Below are 21,213 nucleotides of genomic sequence, written 5' to 3' on the forward strand. Positions count from 1 at the left end.
CCGGTCGGTCCTTTTACCGCCCTGGAGGGGGACTCCTGAGATGAAGCTGCAGCGCTTCGCACTCGTGCTTGCCGGTGCCGGTCTGCTGGCCGCCACCGCCGCGTCCGGACCGGCGTTCGGCGCCACCCAGTCCGGCCCGGCTCCGGCCAGCGGGCCGCCGTGCGGCAACCAACTCGTCTGGCCGACGGCCAAGGGCACGGTGGAGTCCGCGGAGGTCATCCCGGCCAAGCCGCCGCGGGCGCTGCGGTACGAGCCGTTCAAGTTCTTCGCCACCCGGTCCATGGCGACCTGGTACGTGGCTCAGAACAGCGCGGGCACCCGGGTCTACGCCTACGGCTTGTTCCTTCAGGGCAGCAACCTGTACCGGCACACGACCGTCATTCCGAATGATGGCAGCGCGCCGCGGCCGACCGCGGCCAAGGTCGGCTCCGGCTGGGGAACGTTCAAGGCCATCGCGACCTCCAACCACAGCGTCGGGGCTCCGAATCACGCGTACCTGTACGGGCTGAACGCCAACGGCCGCCTCTATCGCTACGCGAAGAGCGGCGCCGGCTACAAGGCTCTCGGGTCGTTCGGCGGCTACGCATCGTTCAAGGCGATGACCGTGATCAGCGAGACCCAGACGTACGACACGTTGCTGATGACCACGAAGGCCGGCGCGCTCTACACCGTCCACCTCCCGATCACGGCGAAGGCGACGCCGGTCGTCAAGCTGATCCGCAAGACCGGCTGGGCGGCCTACGAGTCGCTCGTCGTCGAGGGCTGCAACTTCGGCGGCTCCCTGGTCGTCGGCATCGACCACGACACCGACTCCGGCTACCAGTACGCCTTCGGCCACGCGAAGGGGACGGCCACCGCGATCACGGCGTACGGCAAGATCCCGGTCGTCTTCAATGGCATCAGCCACGCCGCGCAAACCTCCCACTACGTCCCACTAGAAGGCGAGTAACTGCCAATGAAACTGCAGCGCTTCGCGCTTGCGCTGGCTGGTGCCGGGCTGTTCGCGGCCACCGCCGTCTCCGGTACGGCCGTCGCGGCCGATCCGAACCCGTCGGTGAAGAGCAGGATCGCCGCCCTGAAGCAGCAGGCCGCCGCGAAGGCCGTGGCCGAGCCCTGCTCGAGCCTCCTCGGCGGGGTGACCGCCAACGGCGCCGTGAACTCGCTCGAGATCCTGCCCGGCAAGCCGCCGAAGGTCGAGCCGTGGTTCGATTTCAAGTTCTACGCCGCCAAGGCGACCGGCACCTGGTATCTCGCGCAGAACGCGTCGGGTTCGCAGCTGTACTACTACGGCGTGTTCATCCAGGCCGGCAACCTGTACCGGCACACGACCTACATCAACCAGGACACCGGTGCGGTGACGCCGAAGATCGCGAAGGTCGGCGGGGGCTGGGCAAGCTTCAAGACCATCGCGACCTCGAACTACAGCATCACGGCGCCGCGGCACGCCTACATCTACGGGCTGAACGCGAACGGCAAGCTCTACCGCTACTCGCAGGTCGGCACCGCGGTGAAGTCGCTCGGCAACTTCGCCGGCTTCACGTCGTTCAAGGCGCTGACCGTGGTCAGCGAGACCCCGACGTACGACACGCTGCTGATGACGACGACCGCCGGCGCGCTCTACACCGTGCGCATCCCGGTCGCGGCCAGCACCAAGCCCGTCCTCAAGCTGGTCCGCAAGACCGGTTTCGCGGCCTACGAGGCGCTGACCGCCCACAACTGCGGCGTTCGCGGCGGCACGCTGATCGTCGGCATCGACCACGACACCGACTCGGCGTACCAGTACGCCTTCAGCAAGTTCAACGGAACGGCTACCGCCATCACGGCGTACGGCAAGGCCCCGGCCGTGCTCAGCGGCGTCACCACAGCGCCGTTCACCACGCACTACGACCAACTGGTCGGCGAGTAACACCAGACGAACACCCAACCGGGCCAGGGCTTCCACAGCCCTGGCCCGGTTGTGCCTGCCAGGACCTTTGCGGGTGAACGCAATAGTCGCCGATCCGGACCGATCGCGTGGTTACCGTCGGCCTGACCTCGGTGCGACCGAGCCAGATTTGTTTCCTGGGAGGGGAATTCAATGAAGCTGCAGCGTCTCGCGCTCGCCATGGCAGGGGTCGGCATGCTCGCCGCCACTGCCGCGTCCGGACCGGCGATCGCCGCCACCCAAGGGGAACCGTCGCCGTCCTGGGCGGCCAAGGCGGCCGTCAAGCAGTCGGCGAAGGCCGTCGCCGCCGGACCTTGTATCAGCTCGGTCGCCTTTCCGACCGCCGCCAACACCGCCGAGGCGGTCGACGTCACCGCCGCCAAGCCGCCGCGCGCGGTGGCGTACGAGCCGTTCGACTTCTTCCCGGTCCGGACCGCCGCGACCTGGTACACCGCAGTGAACGCCTCGGGGACGCAGTACTACATCTACGGCCTGTACCTGCTGGGCGGTGACCTCTACCGGCACACGGACGTCCTCCCCGACTTCGACCCGCCGAAGCCGACCACCGCCAAGATCGGGTCCGGCTGGGGAGCGATGAAGACGATCGCCACCTCCAACTACAGCATCGTGGCGCCGCGGCACGCGAACCTGTACGGGCTGAACACCAACGGCAGCGTGTATCGCTATGTGCGCAACGGTGCCGGGTACAAGTCGTTCGGCTCGTTCCCCGGCTTCAAGTCGTTCAAGGCGATGACGGTGATCAGTGAGACGGCGACCTACGACACGCTGCTGATGACCACCAACGCCGGCGCGCTCTACACGATCCGGATCCCGCTCGCGGCCGGGTCGAAGCCGGTCGTGAAGCTGATCCGGAGCTCGGGCTGGGCGGCGTACGAATCCCTGGTCGTGCAGGGATGTGGCACCCGCGGCGGCTCGCTGGTGGTCGGTGTCGACCATGACACCGACTCGGGGTACCAGTACGCCTTCAGTAAGGCGAATGGGACGGCGACGGCGATCACGTCGTACGGCAAGATCCCGGCCGTCTTCAACGGTGTCAGCCACGTCTCGTTCGTCACGCACTACGACCAGCTGGTCGGCGAGTGACTCGGGGCCGTTGCAAGTAGCTGCAATTGATGAGGGTTCAGGCCGGTCGGGCCGCTACGGTCTGCTTGACCTCGGTGCGACCGAGCCAGATCCTGTTTTTCCTGGAGGGGAATCTCATGAAGTTGCAGCGCCTCGCGCTCGCCGTGGCGGGTGCCGGCATGCTCGCCGCCACCGCCGCATCCGGACCGGCTCTCGCCGCGACGCAGGGGGAGCCGACGCCGTCCTGGGCCAAGTCCGCTGCCCAGCAGCCCTCGGCGAAGGCCGTCGCCGAGGCCTGCGTCAACACGGTCATCTGGCCGACCGTCGCGGGCACCGTGGGGGTGGCCGAGGTCACCGCTGCCAAGCCGCCCCGGGCCGACCAGTACGTGCCCTTCAATTTCGCTGCGGACGTCCGGTCCATGACCACCTGGTACCTGGCGTCGAACTCCTCGGGCACCCAGGACTTCGCCTACGGATTGTTCCTGCAGAACGGGAACCTGATGCGGCACACCACCGTCTTCCCCGACGAGGGTGACCCGCGGGTGACGACGACCAAGGTCGGGGCCGGCTGGACGGCCTTCAAGGCCGTCGCGACCTCCAACTACAACGTCGCGGCGCCCGTGCACTCGTACCTGTACGGCCTGAACACCGACGGCAAGCTGTACCGGTACGCCAAGAACGGCACCGGCTACAAGAACCTCGGCAACTTCGGTGGATTCGCGGCTTTCAAGGCGCTGACCGTGATCAGCGAGACGCCGACCTACGACACGCTGCTGATGACCACGAAGGCCGGCGCGCTCTACACCATCCACATCCCGATCACGGCGGCCGCGAAGCCGGTCGTCAAGGTGATCCAGGCCTCCGGCTGGTCCGCCTTCGAGTCGCTGGTCACCCAGCGCTGCGGCGTCCGCGGCGGCACGCTCGTGGTCGGCATCGACCACGACACCAACACGGGCTACCAGTACGCCTTCGGCAAGGCGAACGGCAAGGCGACCGTGATCACCTCCTACGGCAAGGTCCCGGCCACCTTCGACGGCGTCAGCCACGTCGCCGCCACCTGGTACAAGGACCAACTGATCGGCGAGTAACCCAGCAGGTAGACGGCGGGCCATCGCACAAGCTGCAATGGCCCGCCGTTCTGTTGGTCAGCTCGACGTCTTGGCCGACTGTGGTGGGTTGTCCCACGCGGCCTGCGCCTACCCGCTCCTGCATCGCGTGCGGCTTCGGTCGCGTGGGGGATTACCTGCGTGGGGGATTCAGTAGTTCAGAGTTTGCGGAGGCGGACCCAGCGGACTGCGTGGTCGGCGCCTTTGCGGAGTACCAGGGTTGCTCGGGAGCGCGTCGGGAGGATGTTTTCGCGGAGGTTGGGGCCGTTGATGCCGTCCCACAGGGACTCGGCCTTCGCGATCGCCTCGGCTCGGCTCAGTTCGCCGTAGCGGACGAAGTAGGACTCGGGGTTGCGGAAGGCTGTTTCCCAGAGTTTCAGGAAGCGGTGGACGTACCAGGAGCGGATGTCGTCCGCAGCGGCGTCGACATACACGGAGAAGTCGAAGAAGTCGCTGACCGCGAGGCCGCTCTTGCCGTCCGCGTGCCTAGGCGCGGGCTGGAGGACGTTGAGGCCTTCGAGGAGCAGGATGTCGGGTTGCTCGACGGTGGTGCGGACGCCTGGCATCCGGTCGTAGTGCAGGTGGGAGTAGACCGGCGCCTCGACGTTGTCCATGCCGGACTTCACCTCGACGACGAAGCGCAGCAGGGACTTGCGGTCGTACGACTCCGGGAAGCCCTTGCGCAGCATCAGGCCGCGCCGCTCGAGCTCCGAGTTCGGCCACAGGAAGCCGTCGGTGGTGACGAGCGCGACGCGGGGGTGCTCGGGCCAGCGGGCGAGCAGTTCGCGCAGCAGCCGGGCGGTGGTGGACTTGCCGACGGCAACGGATCCGCCGATGCCGATCACGAACGGGGTCCGGGTGGCGGCCGGTTTGCCGAGGAACGCCTCGGTGTCGGAATGCAGCGCCCGGGCGTGCCGTACGTAGAGTGACAGGATCCGCGACAGCGGCAGGTAGACCTCGCGGACCTCGTCGATGTCGATCTCGTCACCGAGACCGCGCAGCCGCTCGACCTCCTCGGCGGTCAGCGGTGACTCGGTCGTCTCGGCCAGCTGGGACCAGGCGGCGCGGTCCAGCTCGGTGTACGGGGTCACCTCCCGCGACGGCTGCAGCATGGGGCCCATTCTTCCCACACCTGGCGGGGATACGCTGACCGGCATGTGCGGCAACGAGACTGTGGGTGTGGCAGTTGTCACACCAGGGACCCCATGATCGTCGGCGTGGGCATCGATGTGGTCGACGTGGAGCGGTTCATGAAAACGCTCGAACGGACCCCGATGCTGCGTGATCGCGTCTTCACCGAGGCGGAGGCGAAGAAGCCGCCCGCGTCGCTGGCGGCCCGGTTCGCGGCCAAGGAGGCGCTCGCCAAGGCGCTCGGCGCGCCGGCCGGGATGCAGTGGCACGACGCCGAGGTCTGGACCGACGAGACCGGCCGGCCGTGGCTGGAGATCACCGGCACGGTCGCCGAGCAGGCCGCGCGGCTCGGCGTACAGAGTCTGCATCTGTCGCTGAGCCATGACGCCGGCATCGCGTCGGCGGTCGTCGTACTGGAGGGCTGAGATGCGCCGCGCTCACACCGTCGACCAGGTCCGCGCCGCCGAGGCCGCGCTGATGGCGAAACTCCCCGAGGGCACGCTGATGCAGCGCGCCGCGACCGGGCTCGCCGTTGCCATCAGCAACTTCATCGGGTTCACCTACGGCGCCCGGGTGGTGCTGCTGATCGGCAGCGGCGACAACGGCGGAGACGCCCTGTACGCCGGTACGCACCTAGCTCGTCGAGGCGCCGAAGTCACCGCGGTGCTGCTGTCCGACAAGTACCACCGCGAGGGGCTGGCCGCCCTGCTCAAGGCCGGTGGTCGCGTGGCCGACGGGGGAGGGGCAAGCGCCGATGGGCAGCCGGTTGCGGCTCGGGCGATCGCCGTGGCTGATGTTGTTGTCGACGGCATCGTCGGGATCGGCGGCCGGCCAGGCCTCAAACCCGAAGCGCTGGCGGCGGTGAAGCTCGCCGAGGAGCACCAGGTGCCGATCATCGCCGTCGACATCCCGTCCGGCGTCGACGTGGACACCGGTGAGACCCCCGCCGAGCACGTCAAGGCCGCACTCACCGTCACCTTCGGCACGCACAAGATCTGTCACCTGATCGACCCCGCCGCGGCCGCCTGTGGTCCGGTTCACCTCGTCGAGATCGGCCTCGACCTACCTCCGGCACCGGTCGAATCACTCCAGGATCCCGACATCCGCGCCCTGTACCCGACCCCCACCGGCGAATCCGACAAGTACTCACGTGGCGTCCTCGGCCTGATGGCCGGCTCCACCCAGTACCCCGGTGCCGCCGTCATCGCCACCTCCGGAGCGCTCGCCGGCCCGATCGGCATGCTCCGGTACGTCGGCCCCGACCCCGTCGCCGAAGCAGTTCGCGCTCAGCACCCCGAGGTGGTGGCCGGTGAAGGCCGCGTCCAGGCCTGGGCGATCGGCTCCGGCCTCGGCGACGAACTCGACGTCGACAAGATCCGCGAGCTCCTCGACGCCGAAGAGCCCGTACTCCTCGACGCCGACGGACTGAAGGCGCTCGACGACTCAGGCGACCGGGCCAACGTCCTGATCACCCCCCACGCGGGCGAGCTGGCCCGGCTACTCGGCGTCGAACGCCATGAGGTCGAGGCAGAACGCCTGAAGCACGCCCGCCAGGCGGCAGAGCGCTTCGACGTGACGGTCCTGCTGAAGGGCTCGACCACCGTCATCGCCGCCCCGGACGGCCAGATCCGCGTCAACACCAACGCCGGCGCCTGGCTCGCCACCGCGGGCGCGGGTGACGTACTGGCCGGCCTGACCGGAGCCCTCCTGGCCGGCGGGCTGACCCCGATCGACGCGGCTGCTGTCGGCGCCTACCTGCACGCCGCCGCCGCCAACCTGGCGTCGAGGGGTGGGCCGATCACGGCGATGCAGGTTTCTGCCAACGTTGCAGAAGCGACCCGGCAGGTCTTGCTTGAAGAGTGAATAGCCGGGTAGGACGAGAAGTGCCAGTGCCTCCACCGCCCGAGGAGATCGCACATGAAGCGCACGCTCGCCCTGCTCGCCGCTGTCCTGCTCCTCACCACGGGAGTTCAAGTCCAGGCGCAGGCCGCACCAACAACAGAAGCCGGTACGTACGTCGCCGACAAAGCGACGAAGATCGACGTGATGGGCGAGTGGGCCCACCCCGATGACGACACCAGCATCATCGGGCCGTGCGGCGTCTGGCATCAGCGCTACGGCACCAAGTGCGGGATCATCATGGTCACCCGCGGCGAGGGCGGCGGGAACTCCGCGGGCAACGAGCTCGGTCCCGCCCTCGGCCTGCGGCGGGAGAACGAGGACCGCGTCGCGCACTACCGCTCCGGCACCGTCGACATCTTCAACCTCGACCGGGTCGACTTCTTCTACAACCAGAGCGCCCCGCTGACGCAGTACTTCTGGGACGAGCAGGAGACCCTGCGCCGCGTCACCCGGGTGATCCGGACGACGCAGCCGGAGATCTACATCGGCTTCACGCCCACCCTGCAGGCCGGCCACGGCAACCACCAGCAGGCCGGCCGCCTGATCTGGGAAGGAGTGCTCGCCGCGGCTGACCCGACCAAGTTCCCCGAGCAACTCAAGGGCCCGAAAGCGCTGAGCACCTGGCAGGTCAAGAAGGTGTTCTCGGGCGGCAGTACTGCGGGCACCGGCGGCACCACGACAGCTGCCAACTGCACCACCGGCTTCGTCCCCACCGGCCTCGACCCGGTCGCGGGCGTCTGGACCGGCTACGACTCGCCCTACAAATGGCCGGCCGGAAACCTGCAGGGCCAACCAGCCGGTACGCCGAAGAGCTGGCAGCAGGTGGCCGACGAGGGACGCGCGGCGTACCCGACCCAGAGTCGCGTGATGTACAAGGGCGTTTCGGCGCCCGCCTGTCCCCGCTTCGGGATGACGCAGTCGTTCGTACCGTTCCAGCCGAACACCAGCCCTGCGGCCGGTCAGGACGACGCGATCCTGTTCGGCGCGACCAAACAGGATCCGGGCGGCCTGCCGAAGGGCACGCTCGAGTACCTGACCTTCTCCCGCTTCTTCAACGTCGCGGGCGAACCCTTCCAAGCGACCCTGCATCTCAAAGGTTCGCTACCCAAGGGGCAGGTCGCGCTGACCGTGCCGGCCGGCTGGACAGTGAGTGCGCCGCAGAAGACCGGCAAGATCAACGGCAGTAAGGAGCTGACCTTCACGGTCACGCCCAGCAGCACCGCCGCGGTCAACCAGAACTTCAAGATCTCCGCCCTCTTCACCAGCGACGACGGCAAGTCCGGCTACACGGACAGCGTGATCAGGATCGTCTCGCCGGCCGAGGGCCGGTTCCAGCGCTGGGGGAACTGGCAGGAGTACGACCAATGGCTCGCCAACACGGCGCCGCAGGCGATGAGGCTGGGCAGATCGGCGGCGATCCAGTCGATGGCGGTCGGAAGCACGATCGCGCTGCCGGTTGTCGTCCACAACTGGTCGAGCCAGCCCCAGAGCGGCACAGTCGGCCTGGCCCTGCCTGCCAACTTCAGCGCCGACGCGACCAGCAAGCCATACCCAAGCATCCAGCCCGGCGCCGAGACGACGGTGACGTTCCAGCTCACCAGCACCGACACCAGCCTGCCGCCGACACAGAACGTCTCCATTCCGATCACGACGACCTACAGCGCTCCGTCCGGCTCCGGCAGCGAGACCCTGACACTGTCGCTTGTCCCCGCGACAGCGATCGCCCATGCCGCTGCAGCGCCAGTTGTCGACGGTGTGGCGACGCCAGGGGAGTACAGCGGCGAGACGCTCGACATCGGGAGGGTCTGGCAGGGTGCTTGCTCGGATGCCAACGACTGCGGCGCCGGGAGTACCGCGAAGGTCACCTGGTCCGACGACGCGCTCTACTTCTTCGTCCACGTCCGGGACGAATACCAGTCCTATGCCGTCACCCCGCAGGAATGCGTCGGCCACTGGCAGGCCGACTCGGTGGAGATCCTGCTCGACCCCCGCGGCACCGCATCCCAAGTCCTCAAAGACACCGCGAACACCTTCAAACTCGGCATCTTCCCCTTCACCAACGACCCCGCCAACGCCAACGGCCCCTGCTGGGAGCGCGACGCCGACAATCACCAGGGCTACTCGTCCGGCCCGCTCAGCATCGGCAACGCCCCGGGCGTCCAGGTCGCGACGACGGCCAAGTGGGTCGGCAGCAACGAGACGACCACCCCGCACGCGTACGCCGGTGGCGGCTACGACCTTGAGGTCAAGATTCCCCTCTCCGCCCTCCCGGCCGCCGTCGACCCAGCCCGGCTCGGGCTCAACATCACGCCGTACGACAACGACGACACCTCAGCAGCCGGTACGACGACGTTGCGCCACATCGACATGAGCACCCGCACCGGCTGGTCAGCCCTCGGCTCGGTCCAGTCCGACCCGTACCGCTGGGGCCAGGCGACGCTGACCGGCTACACCCCACCCGCCGATCGCCCGACCACGCCGGCCCCGCCCAACGTGTCCAACCCCAACCTCGACGGAGCACTGTCGCCCCAGACGATCGCCCGGTCGGCGCGTACCGGCGTACCGATCTCTGGTCGCGTACCGACCAAGGACCTCAAGCTCCTGTACGCCGAACTCGGCCGCAACTCACTGGAGCTCTACACGTTCGCCAAGACCCCAGGGACGGCAAGGCTGTTCCTGTGGACGGGCGCGATCGGCGCGATTCCGGTCTACACGACGAGCTGCTCGCCCGCCGCCGACCCAGCACCCGACTACGGCCTCACGCCCTGCGCCGTCACGGATGGCGGTTATCCGCCGTGGTCGCCGGACATGAGCGGCCATGTGGTGAAGCAGGCCGAGCGGCAGCTCGCCAACGGCGTGAAGCACCTGTCCATCCCGTTGACCGCAGCGCAGCGAGCGAAGCTGGCGGCGGACGGCCGACTTCTGGTGTCCTTCGAGACAGCGCAGAACGAGGTACAGGCGTTCGACGTACGGCTCAGCGGGCGGTGAGGTCGAGGCCGTTGCCGTCTGCGGCGCGAAGCTGCAGGCGGTTGGCCTCGATGGTGTAGGTGACCTGACCCTTCAACGTGGTGACGAAGGCCTTCTCGAGCTTGCCGTCGTCGCCGGCGCAGGCCTTCTGGGTGCTCACCAGGTCGCTGAAGGTCAGCTGGTTGCCGGTCGTCGCGACCACGCCCTGGAAGTCGTTGCAGCCGGTGAATCCGGTGATCCGCTCGCCGCTGATCGTCAGGTGAGCCTTCTCGGAGCCGACCAGGTGCCACTCGGTGTCGCCGCCTTCGACGACGGTCTCGAGCGACCATCGGGTGCCGTCCAGCACCTTGTCGGGTTGCACGACCTTGCGATCCTTCAGGACCACCGTCGTGGTGCCGCGGGTGAGAGTGAGCGTGTCGGCGTCGAGCTTCCAGGTGGGCCGGTCCTTCAGGAGCTGCTCGACCCAGTACTGCTGCTCCTGCCGAGGTGTGTCGCAGCCCATCTCGGTGCCGCCGAGGACATCGATCGTCAGCTTGCCGCCGGCGGTGGAGACCTCGCCGCCGACCTCGTTGCAGCCGGTCTCCGCATGCACGTTCCCGTCCGCGAACCGCAGCCCGATCCGGGTCTTCGGTGCCAGCTCCTTCGGCTTCCCGTCCTCCGTCACCGACACGGACAGGAAGGACCGCCCGTCGAGCGACCCACCACCGCCAGGCGCACTGCTGGCCGACCCGCTGCTGGTAGGCCCGCTACTGGTGGACCCGCCGCCGCCTGGTCCGCCCGTGGACGGCTCACTCCCGCAAGCCGTCAGCATCATCACTCCGGCCACCGCCGCCACTACTATCCGCATCCTCACAATCTAAGGACGCCGCGGGGCGTCCAGGCGTTGCAGGTGAACACCTCGGATGCCGGAAGCAAACAGTCGCCAACGCTGGTTTCGGCGCGGCGTTCGTAGCACCATGCTCCTCGGTGGGAATCAATCCGATCTAGGTGGGGGAACATTCAAGTGGCACATTCCAGAGCGCGCCGGCGCATTGTGGCGGCAGCGTTACCGCTGGCCGTCATCACGGCGATGGTGGGGCTGCCCGGTACCGCGAACGCCTTGTCGACCGACGTGGTCATCTCCGGCGTCTACGGCGGCGGGGGTAACAACCTGGCGGTCTTCAAGAACGACTACATCGAGCTCGCGAACCTGAGCGACAGCCCGGTCAGCGTCGCCGGCTGGAGCGTCCAGTACGCGTCCGCCGCAGGCGCCGTCTTCCAGATGACGAACCTGACCGGCAGCATCCCGGCCCACGGCAAGTACCTGGTCCAGCAGGCCGCGGGTGCGGGTGGCACGGTCGCCCTGCCGACACCCGATGCGACCGGCTCGGTCCCGATGTCGGCGACCTCCGGCGTCGTCGCCCTGGTCACCGCACAGATCCCCTTGGTGGGCTGCGGGATCACCTGCTCGACCGCGCCGAACGTCAAGGACCTGGTGGGCTACGGCGCGACGGCGAACGTCGAGACGCTCGCGGCTCCCGGCCTCACGAACACCACGGCCGACGCCCGCAGCGGCGCGATGATCGACACCGACAACAACTCGGTCGACTTCACCTCCGGCGTACCGAAGGCGACCAACAGCGCCGGTACGACGGTCAGCGCCGGAGACCCGGGCGACCCCGGTGACCCGACCCCCGGTACCGTCCGCATCCACGACATCCAGGGCACCGGCCGGATCTCGCCGATCGTCGGCACGTCCGTCACCAACGTCCCCGGCATCGTCACCGCGGTCCGTACCACCGGCTCCGCGCGCGGTTACTGGTTCCAGGACCCGACCGCCGACGCCGACCCGCTGAGCAGCGAAGGCATCTTCGTCTTCACCGGCACCACGACCCCGGCGGTCGTGGCCGGCGACTCCGTGCTGGCCACTGGCCGGGTCACCGAGTTCCGCCCGGCCACCGGCGCCCAGTCGCTGACCGAGATCGGCGGCCCGGTCAACACGATCAAGCTGACCAGCGGCAACCCGCTGCCGGCGCCGGTACCGGTCGTCTTCCCGGACGCCTACACCAAGACCGGCTCCCTCGAGGCGCAGCCGCTGGAGCCGAACAGCTACGTGCTGGACTGGCTCGAGACGCACGAAGGCATGCGGATCTCGATCGACCAGGCCACCCGGCTGGTCAGCCCGGTGAACACCCAGTTCGGTGAGCTCTGGGTGACGCTGAAGCCGGGCCAGAACCCGACCCCGCGCGGCGGCACGATCTACAAGTCGTACGACGACCAGAACGGCGGCCGGCTGATGATTGCCTCGCTGATCGGCGCTCCCGCGGCGAACGTCGGCTCGACGCTGGCCGCCGGCACCGCCGGACCGCTCGACTACCAGTCGTTCGGCGGCTACGCGCTGATGGCGACCCAGCTCGGCACGATCACCGAGGGCGGTCTGAAGAAGCAGATGGTGCTGCCGCCGAAGAAGGCCGGTGACCTGTCCGTCGCGACCTACAACGTGGAGAACCTGGCCGCCACCAACCCGGACTCCAAGTTCGCGAAGCTGGCCCAGGCGGTCGTCAGCAACCTCGGCAGCCCGGACATCCTCGCGCTGGAGGAGATCCAGGACAACAACGGCGCCACCGACAACGGAGTGGTCGCGGCCGACCAGACCATCGCCAAGTTCATCGCCGCGATCCAGGCGGCCGGCGGACCGACGTACGACTGGCGCTCGATCAACCCGAACAACGACACCGACGGCGGCGAGCCGGGCGGCAACATCCGCCAGGTGTTCCTGTTCAACCCGGCCCGTACGACGTTCGTCGACCGTCCCGGCGGTGACGCGAACACGGCCGTCCAGGTGGTCCGCGCGCGGCCGACCAGCAACCAGGTCTCGCTGTCGGTCTCGCCCGGCCGGATCGACCCGACCAGCGACGCGTGGCCGTCCAGCCGCAAGCCGCTCGTCGGCGAGTTCCTCTACGACGGCAACAAGCAGCTGTTCGTGGTGGCCAACCACTTCAACTCCAAGGGTGGCGACTACCCGCTGTCGGCCGCGGTCCAGCCGCCGGTCCGCAGTAGCGAGGTACAGCGGCAGAAGCAGGCCGCCGAGGTGAACGAGTTCATCTCCGACCTCAACACCAAGTCGGCCGGGCGGGCCCGGGCGATCGTGCTGGGCGACCTGAACGACTACCAGTTCAGCCCGGCCGTCCAGACCCTGACCGGCAACGGGACGGTGCTGAAGACGCTGATCGACACGCTGCCCGCCGACCAGCGGTACAGCTACATCTTCGACGGCAACTCGCAGGTGCTCGACCACATCGCGGTCAGCCCGGCGATCAAGGGCTACTCGTACGGTGTCGTGCACATCAACGCGGAGTTCTCCGACCAGGCCAGCGACCACGATCCGCAGATCGTCCGCATCCTGACCGGTTGTGACGTAGACCCCCTCCCGACCCGCTGCCTCCCCGGCAGCCCGGTGGTCGACGTCCCGTAACACCTGGCCTCACCACCATCTCGGGGGTTAACCCCCGAGATGGTGGGTTGCCACCCGTGGTTCTCGGGAGGCAACCCACCAGGTGAGGGGTTAACCCCCGAGATGCCGCGGTGGGGGCGGCCGGGGGTTGGCGGGGTGTGCGTAGGGTCGCGGTGTGAGCAGACCCGGATTGGTGATCTTCGACAACGACGGCGTGCTGGTGGACTCGGAGCGGCTGGCCAACGGCATCCTGGCCGAGTTGCTGACCGAGGCGGGGCTGCCGTACACGTTCGAGGAGACCGTGCGGGACTTCATGGGCGGCAGCATGGCGTCGATGCGAACGATGGCCGAGGCCAAGCTCGGGTCGCCGTTGCCGGCTGATCTCGAGGACCGGTACCACGAACGGCTCTTCGCCGGATTCGCCCGGCTGGAGCCGATTCCCGGCGTACGGGAGGTGCTGGATCAGCTCGATGCGGAGGGCATCAGGTACTGCCTGGCGTCATCGGGAACGCATCGGCGGATCCACACGGCGTTGACCGCGGTCGGCTTCTGGGACCGTTTCGAGGGCCGGATCTTCAGCTCGGAGGACGTCGCGCACGGTAAGCCGGCGCCTGATCTCTTCCTGCACGCCGCGGCCACGATGGGCGTCGCACCGGCCGGCTGCGTGGTCGTCGAGGACAGCCCACTCGGCGTCGCCGCCGCCAACGCGGCCGGCATGAGAGTCTTCGGTTTCGCCGCGATGACCGACCCGGCGAAACTGGCCACCGCAACCCAGGTTTTCCACAAGATGACCGACCTCCCGGAGCTTATCCACCAGGCCTGATGGACACTGGTAGGGCTATGTCAGAGCTTGAAGCCCCCTCGAAGGTTCGTGCTGTCGCGGTCGTGGACCTCGGCGCGATCCGCCACAACGTGGCCACGCTGCGTGCGCGCGTGGGCTCGGCGCAGGTCATGACGGTGGTGAAGGCGGACGCGTACGGGCACGGGATGATCCCGGTCGCCAGGGCCGCGCGGGAGGCCGGCGCGGACTGGATCGGTGCGGCCGTACTCGATGAAGCGCTCGAATTGCGGGCGGCCGGGGACACCGGGCCGATCTTCTGCTGGCTGACCACGCCGGGGGAGCCGCTCGCGCGGGCCATTGCCGCGGGCATCGACCTGTCGGCGTCCGCGCCGTGGGAGATCGACGAGCTGGCCGCGGGTGTGGACGACCGGCCGGCCCGCGTGCACCTGAAGATCGACACGGGGATGAGCCGCGGGGGCGCCGTACCGGAGGAGTGGCCGGCCCTGATCCGCGCCGCGCTGGCCGAAGTGGCGACCGGGCGGATCGAGATCGCGGGCATCTGGTCCCATCTGGCGTCGTCGGACGAGCCGAAGAGTCCGGTCAACGAGGCGCAGCTGGCGACGTTCAGGCATGCCGTCGAGGTGGCGGAGTCGTTCGGGGTCGACCCGGGGCTGCGGCATATCGCGAACTCGGGTGGCACGCTGGCGCTGCCGGAGACTCATCTCGACCTGGTGCGGCCTGGCATCGCGACGTACGGGCTGTCTCCGTTCGGGCACGACGTGCCGTCGGGGGAGCTGGGACTGCGGCCGGCGATGACGTTGAAGGCGCGGTTCGCGATGGTGAAGCGGGTGCCGGCCGGCGTGGGCGTTTCGTACGGGCTGACCTGGACCGCGCCGCGGCCGTCGACGCTCGGACTGATCCCGCTCGGGTACGGCGACGGCCTGCCGCGGCACGCGTCGAACGGTGCGCCCGTCCAGGTGGGCGGCGAGCGTCGTACCATCGTCGGCCGGATCTGTATGGATCAGTGCGTGGTGAATCTCCAGGACGACCAGGTGGCCGCGGGCGACGAGGTCGTGCTGTTCGGCCCCGGTGCCGACGGAGAGCCGACCGCGGACGACTGGGCGGATGCGGCAGGCACCATCAACTACGAGATCGTGACCCGGCTGGGAGCTCGCATCCCCCGCCGGTACGTCGACAGCGGGAGGTGACCGGGATGGCGAAGGTAGGACGCACTGCCGGTCTGATCGGCGCCGCGGTCGGTGTGCTCGCGGCAGGTGCTGCCGCCGGCGTGGCCGTCGAGCGGCAGGTGATCGGGCGCCGGTCGGGACAGCGCGCGCAGCTGGAAGCCGAGCCGTTCGGCTCGCTGCGCGGTACGCCGCACGTGTTCACGGCCGATGACGGGGTCGAGTTGTACGTCGAGGTCGACGCCTTGAAGCGATCGCGCCGGCCCGAACCGCCGCCACGGCGACGGCTGGGTCGCAAGGTGCCGCCGCCGATGGAGGATCTGACGCTGATCTTCCTGCACGGCTACGGGCTCAACATGGACTGCTGGCACTTCGAGCGCCGCGACCTGGCCGGGATCGGCACGATGGTCTTCTACGACCAGCGCTCGCACGGGCGGTCCGGGCGGTCGCCCAAGGAGAACGTCAGCATCGACCAGCTCGGGCGGGATCTGTACGGGATCCTGGAGGAGTTCGCCCCGACGGGTCCGGTGATCCTGATCGGGCACTCGATGGGCGGCATGTCGATCATGGCGCTGGCCGGCGAGCACCCGGAGCTGTTCGGGGATCGGGTGATCGGGGTCGGGCTGTGCTCGACCAGCGCCGGCGGGCTGGACGACGTACCGATCGTTTTTCCCGGTCGGGTCGGCATGCTCGCGCGGGCTTTGGCGACGCCGACGGTTGCGGCGCTGGCGCGGATTCCCGATGTGGTCGAGCGGAGTCGCAAGGCTGGTACGGACATCAGCTATCTGCTGACCCGGAAGTACTCGTTCGGGTCGGAGGTACCGCCGGCGTACACCGAGTTCGTCAACGAGATGATCGCGGCGACGCCGATCTCGGTGATCGCGGAGTTCTACCCGATCTTCGCGCTGCACGACAGGTACGAGGACCTGGAGCCGTTGCAGAAGGTGGAGTGCGTGGTGATCGGTGGGGACTCCGATCATCTGACTCCCTTCGAGCACTCCGAGGAGATCGTCCGGCACGTGCCGGGAGCAGAACTGGTCGAGGTACCGAACTGCGGTCACCTCGGCCTGATCGAGCATCATCGTGAGTTCACCGCGGCCCTGCTCGGCATGATCGAGCGCGCCGAACTAGCCCTGGGACAGAGATGACCCGGCCCAGCTCTCGGACAGACACGACCGCACTAGCCCTGGGACAGAGATGACCGACCTGCACGTGGTGGACGCGACTGCGGAGCACGTGGACGAGATCGTTGCGGTGATCCATCACGCGTTCGCCGCCCGCCGCACCCTCGACCCGCCCTCCACCGCGCTGGAGGAGAACGCGACGACGGTCGGCGAGGCAGTCTCGACGTACGGCGGCCTGCTGGTCCGCATCGACGGCGAACCGGCCGGCGCGATGCTCTTCGAGATCTCCGGCGACGTCCTCGGCCTGCGCCGGGTCTCGGTCGACCCACGCTTCCAGGGCCGTGGCGTGGCGTCCGCGCTGGTCGGTTGCGCCGAAGATGCCGCGCGCGCACGCGGACTGCGCCGGGTGCGCTTGATCGCCCGGGTCGAACTCCCCGACACGGTCGAATTCTGGCGCCGCCGCGGCTACTCCGTCGTTGCGCAGGAGGGCCAGAACCTCATCTACGCCAAGGCGATGCCCGTCTTCCTCACCGTCCCCACCGCCGATGACATGCGCTCGATCGCCGAGGAACTAGCCGGCCAGCTACGCGCCGGCGACGTACTGGTCCTCTCCGGCGACCTGGGCGCCGGCAAAACCACCTTCACCCAGGGCCTGGGCGCGGGTCTGAAGGTCCGAGGCGACATCACCTCCCCAACCTTCGTAATCTCCCGAGTCCACCCTTCTCTGTCCGGCGGCCCCGCCCTGGTCCACGTAGACGCCTACCGCCTAGGCGGCTTCGCCGAACTGGACGACCTGGACCTGGACGCCTCCCTGGAAGAAGCGGTAACAGTCGTCGAATGGGGCCAAGGCCTAGCCGAAGCCCTAGCCCCCGACCGCCTGGACATAGTCGTCACCCGAGGCGACAACGACACAGACGAAACCCGCGAACTCCGCATCACCCCCGCAGGCCCCCGCTGGGCGGAGAGCGGCATCCACCTGACTGCGCCTGCCCAGCCGGCAGCAGATCTGCCGGCGAGCGACAGCACGGCGCAGCCGGCTGCCGATCAGAGCGTGGACTCGCCCTCCGCGAGCGCCGCCGGAGGTGGCGCGGTGCGGAGTGCCGACGCTGGGCATGAGGAGAACTGACGATGCTGCTTGCTTTTGACACCTCCAGTGCTGCCGTGACTGTGGCGCTTGCCGACCCAGTGACCGGGGCGACCGTTGCTTCTTCTTCGACGGTGGATGCTTTGCGGCATGGGGAGTTGTTGGCTCCTGCTATCGAGCAGGCGTTGGCTGCGGCGGGGGCGACTCCGCGGGATCTTACGAAGATTGCGGTGGGGGTTGGGCCGGGGCCGTTCACCGGGTTGCGGGTCGGGTTGGTTACTGCCCGGACTATGGGGGAGGTGCTGGGGGTCGAGGTTGTCGGGGTTTGCAGTCTTGATGTGTTGGCTCGGCAGTCTTCTTTGCAGTTGCCGGTAGCGGTGGCGACGGATGCTCGGCGGAAAGAGATCTACTGGGCGTTGTATGACGGGCCTGCGGCGGATGGGAGCCGGCGGCGGCTCGAGGGGCCGGCGGTGGACAAGCCGGCGGACGTTGCGCACGTGCTCGCCGGGTTGCCGGTGATCGGGCGTGGGGCTGTTTTGTACGGCGAGGCGTTGGGGCTCGAGACGAGCGACGTGATCGAGTACCCGTCGGCTGAGGTACTCGCTCTGGGAGTTGCGACCGGCACGCTGCCGATCGTCGCGCCCGACCCGCTCTACCTCCGCCGCCCGGACGTCACCATGTCGGGCGGGCCCAAGAGCGTGCTGCCGAAGTGAGACCAGCGATCCGACCAGCGAAATCAGCCGACCTCGATGCGCTGGTTGCGCTCGACAAGGTTTGTTTCGGCGACTCCGCGTGGAGTGCCGAGTCGTGGGCAGCGGAGTTCGCCCGGCTCAGTACGGACCGGGTCGTGCTCGTGGCGGACGAGGGAATGCAGGTCGGGTACGTCGTATTGCTGATGCCGCCCGCACCGGAGGACCCGGTTGACCTGCTCCGGATCGCGGTCAGCCCGGCTGAACGGCGTACCGGGATCGGTGGGCAGTTGATGACCGCCGCGTTGCAACGATGCACCGGCCGGACGGTCCTGCTGGAAGTTGCTGCAGGCAACGAAGGGGCCGGGGCTTTGTACCGCGGCTACGGTTTCGAGGAGATCAGCCGGCGGCGCGGGTACTACGCCGGCGGCGAGGACGCAGTGATCATGCAGTGGCAGGAGAAGGCTTGATGAGTGACAACGAACCGCTGATCCTCGGGATCGAGACGTCGTGCGACGAGACCGGGGTCGGCATCGTCCGCGGTCAGACGCTGCTCGCCGACGCGATCGCCTCCAGTGTCGAGGAGCACGCGCGGTTCGGCGGCGTCGTACCGGAGGTCGCCAGCCGTGCGCACCTCGAGGCGATGGTGCCGACGATCCGCCGCGCCTGCGAGACGGCCGGGATCAAACCCACCGACGTCGACGCGATCGCCGTCACCAGCGGCCCCGGTCTGGCCGGCGCGCTGCTCGTCGGCGTCGCCGCCGCCAAGGGCCTCGCGCTCTCCCTCGAGAAACCCTTGTACGGCGTCAACCACCTCGCCGCGCACGTCGCCGTCGACACCCTCGAACACGGTGACATCCCCAAGGGCGCGATCGCGATGCTCGTCTCCGGTGGGCACTCGTCGCTGCTCGCGGTCGAGGACATCACCGTCGGCGTCGAGCCGATGGGGTCGACCATCGACGACGCGGCCGGCGAGGCGTTCGACAAGGTCGCGCGGGTGCTCGGGCTGCCGTTCCCCGGAGGTCCATATGTCGACAAGGCGGCACGGGATGGCGGAGACGCCCTGTACGTCCGCTTCCCGCGCGGGCTGACCAGCCAGAAGGACCTGGAGCGGCATCGCTTCGACTTCTCTTTCTCCGGGCTGAAGACGGCCGTCGCGCGCTGGGTCGAGGCGAAGCGGCGCGACGGTGAGGAGGTTCCGATCAACCACGTCGCGGCGGCCTTCCAGGAGGCGGTCTGCGATGTGCTGACCCGCAAGGCGATCGACGCGTGCAAGGACCGCGGCTACGAGCACCTGCTGATCGGCGGCGGCGTCGCGGCCAACTCGCGGCTGCGGGCGATGGCCGAGGAGCGCTGCGCCGCGGCAGGCATCGCAGTACGGGTTCCGCGGCCGGGGTTGTGCACGGACAACGGGGCGATGGTGGCCGCGCTGGGGTCGGAGCTGGTCCGGGCCGGCAAGGAGCCGTCGCCGTTGGGGTTGCCGGCCGACTCGTCGATGCCGATCACGACGGTGCTGAACTCATGAGGTGGCAGCACGACGGCGGGTTCGTCGCCGATGACGACGCGGCCCGGATCGATGTCGATGTGGTGCACGGGTTCCTGCGTACGGCGTACTGGTCGCCGGGTGTGCCGCGGGATGTGGTCGAGCGGGCGATCGCCGGGTCGTTGAATCTCGGTGTGTATGACGAAGCGGGCGCGCAGGTGGCGTACGCGCGGGCGGTGACGGATCGGGCGACGTTCGCGTGGATCGCCGACGTGTTCGTGCTGGAATCGCAGCGGGGGCACGGACTCGGCAGGTTCGTCGTGTCCACGCTGCTGGAGCACCCGGAGCTGCGTGGGTTGCGGCGCCTGATGCTGGCGACAGCCGACGCACACGACCTGTACCGGTCCTACGGCTTCCATGACCTGCCCGACCCAAGCCGGATGTTGGTGGTCCAGCAAGACCCAGCCACGCTGTACGGCAGCCACGCGTGAGTTTTCCGAGGATTGATCTGCTGGTGGCGCCGTCGGAGGCGACCGAGCTGATCCTCCTGGCACACGGCGGTGAAGAGGACTCGCGGGAGCCGGCGGGTGCTTGGCGGGCGGCGATCCTGCGGATGTGGCCGTTTGCCCCGGCTGCTCGGGCTGGTGCGCCGGGAGCTGCCGTCGGGCTGATGCGCTATCGCTACCGCGGCTGGAACGGCGCTGACGCCGATCCCGTGGCTGACCTCCGGGCGGTGCTGGATCGATTGCCTGTACGGATCACCCGCGTCGTGCTGATCGGGCACTCGATGGGCGGGCGCGCCATCGTTGCTGCGGGCAACCACCCGCTGGTCGACGGGGTGCTGGCGCTCGCGCCCTGGCTGCCGGACGGCGAGCCGCTGGTGCAGTCGCGCGGACCGGTCGTGTTCGCCCATGGCACGGACGACCGGATCACCGCCCCGGCGCAGACGGCCGCCTACGCCAAGCGGTTGCGGGCTTCCGGAGTACCGGTTGCTCTGTTGTCGGTGGCAGGCGAAAACCACACGATGCTCCAGCGCAGCCCGGACTGGAACGCGCTGGTACGAGACTTCGCCGCCGGTACGTCGTACGAACTCAGCCTCGACTCCGATCGCGTCGACCCGCTGCCGCACTCGAAGCACGCGGACAGCGCGCTGCGCGGCGTACTCGACATCGCCAAGGCGCGGCTGACCCATCGGGTCGTCGGGCGTCTGTAGAAAACTGCGGACCAAAGTGCACCGCTAGGTCCCCAGTAACGGCCAGCGGTAGGCCGGTTCTGAGGATCAGCCTGCCTCGACAAGGTGAACATCCTCCTGCGTCCGCATG

The 21,213-nt window shown here is 68.6% G+C and carries 19 protein-coding genes; 17 read left to right on the forward strand and 2 right to left on the reverse strand.

Going from position 1 to position 21,213, the window contains the following annotated elements:
• The first annotated feature begins 40 nt into the window (after positions 1 to 40).
• The 4 genes from ABD116_RS28205 to ABD116_RS28220 all read left to right on the forward strand — a co-directional run bounded on the left by ABD116_RS28205 (position 41) and on the right by ABD116_RS28220 (position 4,095).
• Complete coding sequence (locus ABD116_RS28205; RefSeq protein ID WP_343976650.1) at positions 41 to 949, forward strand: hypothetical protein; 909 nt, start codon at positions 41 to 43, stop codon at positions 947 to 949.
• A gap of 6 nt (positions 950 to 955) precedes the next feature.
• Positions 956 to 1,906: a hypothetical protein gene (locus tag ABD116_RS28210; RefSeq protein ID WP_343976653.1), complete on the forward strand. Its 951-nt coding sequence runs from the start codon at positions 956 to 958 to the stop codon at positions 1,904 to 1,906.
• A gap of 171 nt (positions 1,907 to 2,077) precedes the next feature.
• Positions 2,078 to 3,028 (forward strand): hypothetical protein, encoded by a 951-nt coding sequence (locus tag ABD116_RS28215; RefSeq protein ID WP_343976656.1) that lies wholly within the window; start codon positions 2,078 to 2,080, stop codon positions 3,026 to 3,028.
• A 116-nt stretch (positions 3,029 to 3,144) separates the two neighbouring features.
• Complete coding sequence (locus ABD116_RS28220; protein ID WP_343976659.1) at positions 3,145 to 4,095, forward strand: hypothetical protein; 951 nt, start codon at positions 3,145 to 3,147, stop codon at positions 4,093 to 4,095.
• A 176-nt stretch (positions 4,096 to 4,271) separates the two neighbouring features.
• Here ABD116_RS28220 and coaA read toward each other — a convergent pair whose 3' ends face one another.
• Positions 4,272 to 5,225: a type I pantothenate kinase gene (coaA, locus tag ABD116_RS28225; protein ID WP_343976662.1), complete on the reverse strand. Its 954-nt coding sequence runs from the start codon at positions 5,223 to 5,225 to the stop codon at positions 4,272 to 4,274.
• 93 nt (positions 5,226 to 5,318) lie between these two features.
• On the opposite strand from coaA, the gene ABD116_RS28230 reads away from it, so the two are divergent.
• From ABD116_RS28230 to ABD116_RS28240, 3 genes are read left to right on the forward strand one after another with little or no spacing between them, the layout of a single operon-like run.
• Positions 5,319 to 5,669, forward strand: coding sequence for a holo-ACP synthase (locus tag ABD116_RS28230; protein ID WP_328329245.1), 351 nt, complete (start codon positions 5,319 to 5,321; stop codon positions 5,667 to 5,669).
• Position 5,670: 1 nt separating this feature from the next.
• On the forward strand, positions 5,671 to 7,107 hold the full coding sequence (locus tag ABD116_RS28235; RefSeq protein WP_343976666.1) for an NAD(P)H-hydrate dehydratase: 1,437 nt from the start codon (positions 5,671 to 5,673) through the stop codon (positions 7,105 to 7,107).
• A gap of 54 nt (positions 7,108 to 7,161) precedes the next feature.
• On the forward strand, positions 7,162 to 10,134 hold the full coding sequence (locus tag ABD116_RS28240; RefSeq protein ID WP_343976668.1) for a sugar-binding protein: 2,973 nt from the start codon (positions 7,162 to 7,164) through the stop codon (positions 10,132 to 10,134).
• Here the strand turns inward: ABD116_RS28240 and ABD116_RS28245 are convergent.
• Positions 10,121 to 10,960 carry an META domain-containing protein gene (locus ABD116_RS28245; RefSeq protein WP_343976671.1) on the reverse strand — a complete coding sequence of 280 codons (840 nt, stop codon included), beginning with the start codon at positions 10,958 to 10,960 and terminating at the stop codon, positions 10,121 to 10,123. The two genes, ABD116_RS28240 and ABD116_RS28245, sit on opposite strands and share 14 nt — an antisense overlap.
• Positions 10,961 to 11,116: 156 nt before the next feature.
• Here ABD116_RS28245 and ABD116_RS28250 point away from each other — a divergent pair, with 156 nt between their 5' ends.
• From ABD116_RS28250 to ABD116_RS28295, 10 genes are all read left to right on the forward strand, one after another.
• Positions 11,117 to 13,567 (forward strand): lamin tail domain-containing protein, encoded by a 2,451-nt coding sequence (locus tag ABD116_RS28250; RefSeq protein WP_343976674.1) that lies wholly within the window; start codon positions 11,117 to 11,119, stop codon positions 13,565 to 13,567.
• Between the two features lie 154 nt (positions 13,568 to 13,721).
• Positions 13,722 to 14,369: an HAD family hydrolase gene (locus ABD116_RS28255; protein WP_343976677.1), complete on the forward strand. Its 648-nt coding sequence runs from the start codon at positions 13,722 to 13,724 to the stop codon at positions 14,367 to 14,369.
• Between the two features lie 17 nt (positions 14,370 to 14,386).
• Positions 14,387 to 15,535, forward strand: coding sequence for an alanine racemase (alr, locus tag ABD116_RS28260; RefSeq protein ID WP_343976680.1), 1,149 nt, complete (start codon positions 14,387 to 14,389; stop codon positions 15,533 to 15,535).
• Between the two features lie 5 nt (positions 15,536 to 15,540).
• On the forward strand, positions 15,541 to 16,659 hold the full coding sequence (locus ABD116_RS28265; RefSeq protein ID WP_343976683.1) for an alpha/beta fold hydrolase: 1,119 nt from the start codon (positions 15,541 to 15,543) through the stop codon (positions 16,657 to 16,659).
• Between the two features lie 49 nt (positions 16,660 to 16,708).
• A complete protein-coding gene (gene tsaE / locus ABD116_RS28270; protein WP_343976686.1) occupies positions 16,709 to 17,761 on the forward strand; it encodes a tRNA (adenosine(37)-N6)-threonylcarbamoyltransferase complex ATPase subunit type 1 TsaE in 1,053 nt (350 codons plus the stop codon).
• Positions 17,762 to 17,763: 2 nt separating this feature from the next.
• The gene (gene tsaB, locus ABD116_RS28275) at positions 17,764 to 18,432 is read left to right on the forward strand and encodes a tRNA (adenosine(37)-N6)-threonylcarbamoyltransferase complex dimerization subunit type 1 TsaB (protein ID WP_343976689.1); all 669 of its coding nucleotides are present in this window, start codon (positions 17,764 to 17,766) and stop codon (positions 18,430 to 18,432) included.
• On the forward strand, positions 18,429 to 18,878 hold the full coding sequence (locus tag ABD116_RS28280) for a GNAT family N-acetyltransferase (protein WP_343976692.1): 450 nt from the start codon (positions 18,429 to 18,431) through the stop codon (positions 18,876 to 18,878). Before tsaB ends, ABD116_RS28280 begins: the two co-directional genes overlap by 4 nt.
• A complete protein-coding gene (gene tsaD, locus ABD116_RS28285; protein ID WP_343976695.1) occupies positions 18,878 to 19,933 on the forward strand; it encodes a tRNA (adenosine(37)-N6)-threonylcarbamoyltransferase complex transferase subunit TsaD in 1,056 nt (351 codons plus the stop codon). The genes ABD116_RS28280 and tsaD overlap by 1 nt, the downstream gene beginning before the upstream one ends.
• A complete protein-coding gene (locus ABD116_RS28290) occupies positions 19,930 to 20,382 on the forward strand; it encodes a GNAT family N-acetyltransferase (RefSeq protein ID WP_343976698.1) in 453 nt (150 codons plus the stop codon). The genes tsaD and ABD116_RS28290 overlap by 4 nt, the downstream gene beginning before the upstream one ends.
• Positions 20,379 to 21,104 carry a dienelactone hydrolase family protein gene (locus ABD116_RS28295; RefSeq protein ID WP_343976701.1) on the forward strand — a complete coding sequence of 242 codons (726 nt, stop codon included), beginning with the start codon at positions 20,379 to 20,381 and terminating at the stop codon, positions 21,102 to 21,104. The genes ABD116_RS28290 and ABD116_RS28295 overlap by 4 nt, the downstream gene beginning before the upstream one ends.
• Positions 21,105 to 21,213: the final 109 nt, after the last annotated feature.

The organism is Kribbella koreensis (assembly GCF_039525325.1).
GTDB lineage: Bacteria > Actinomycetota > Actinomycetes > Propionibacteriales > Kribbellaceae > Kribbella > Kribbella koreensis.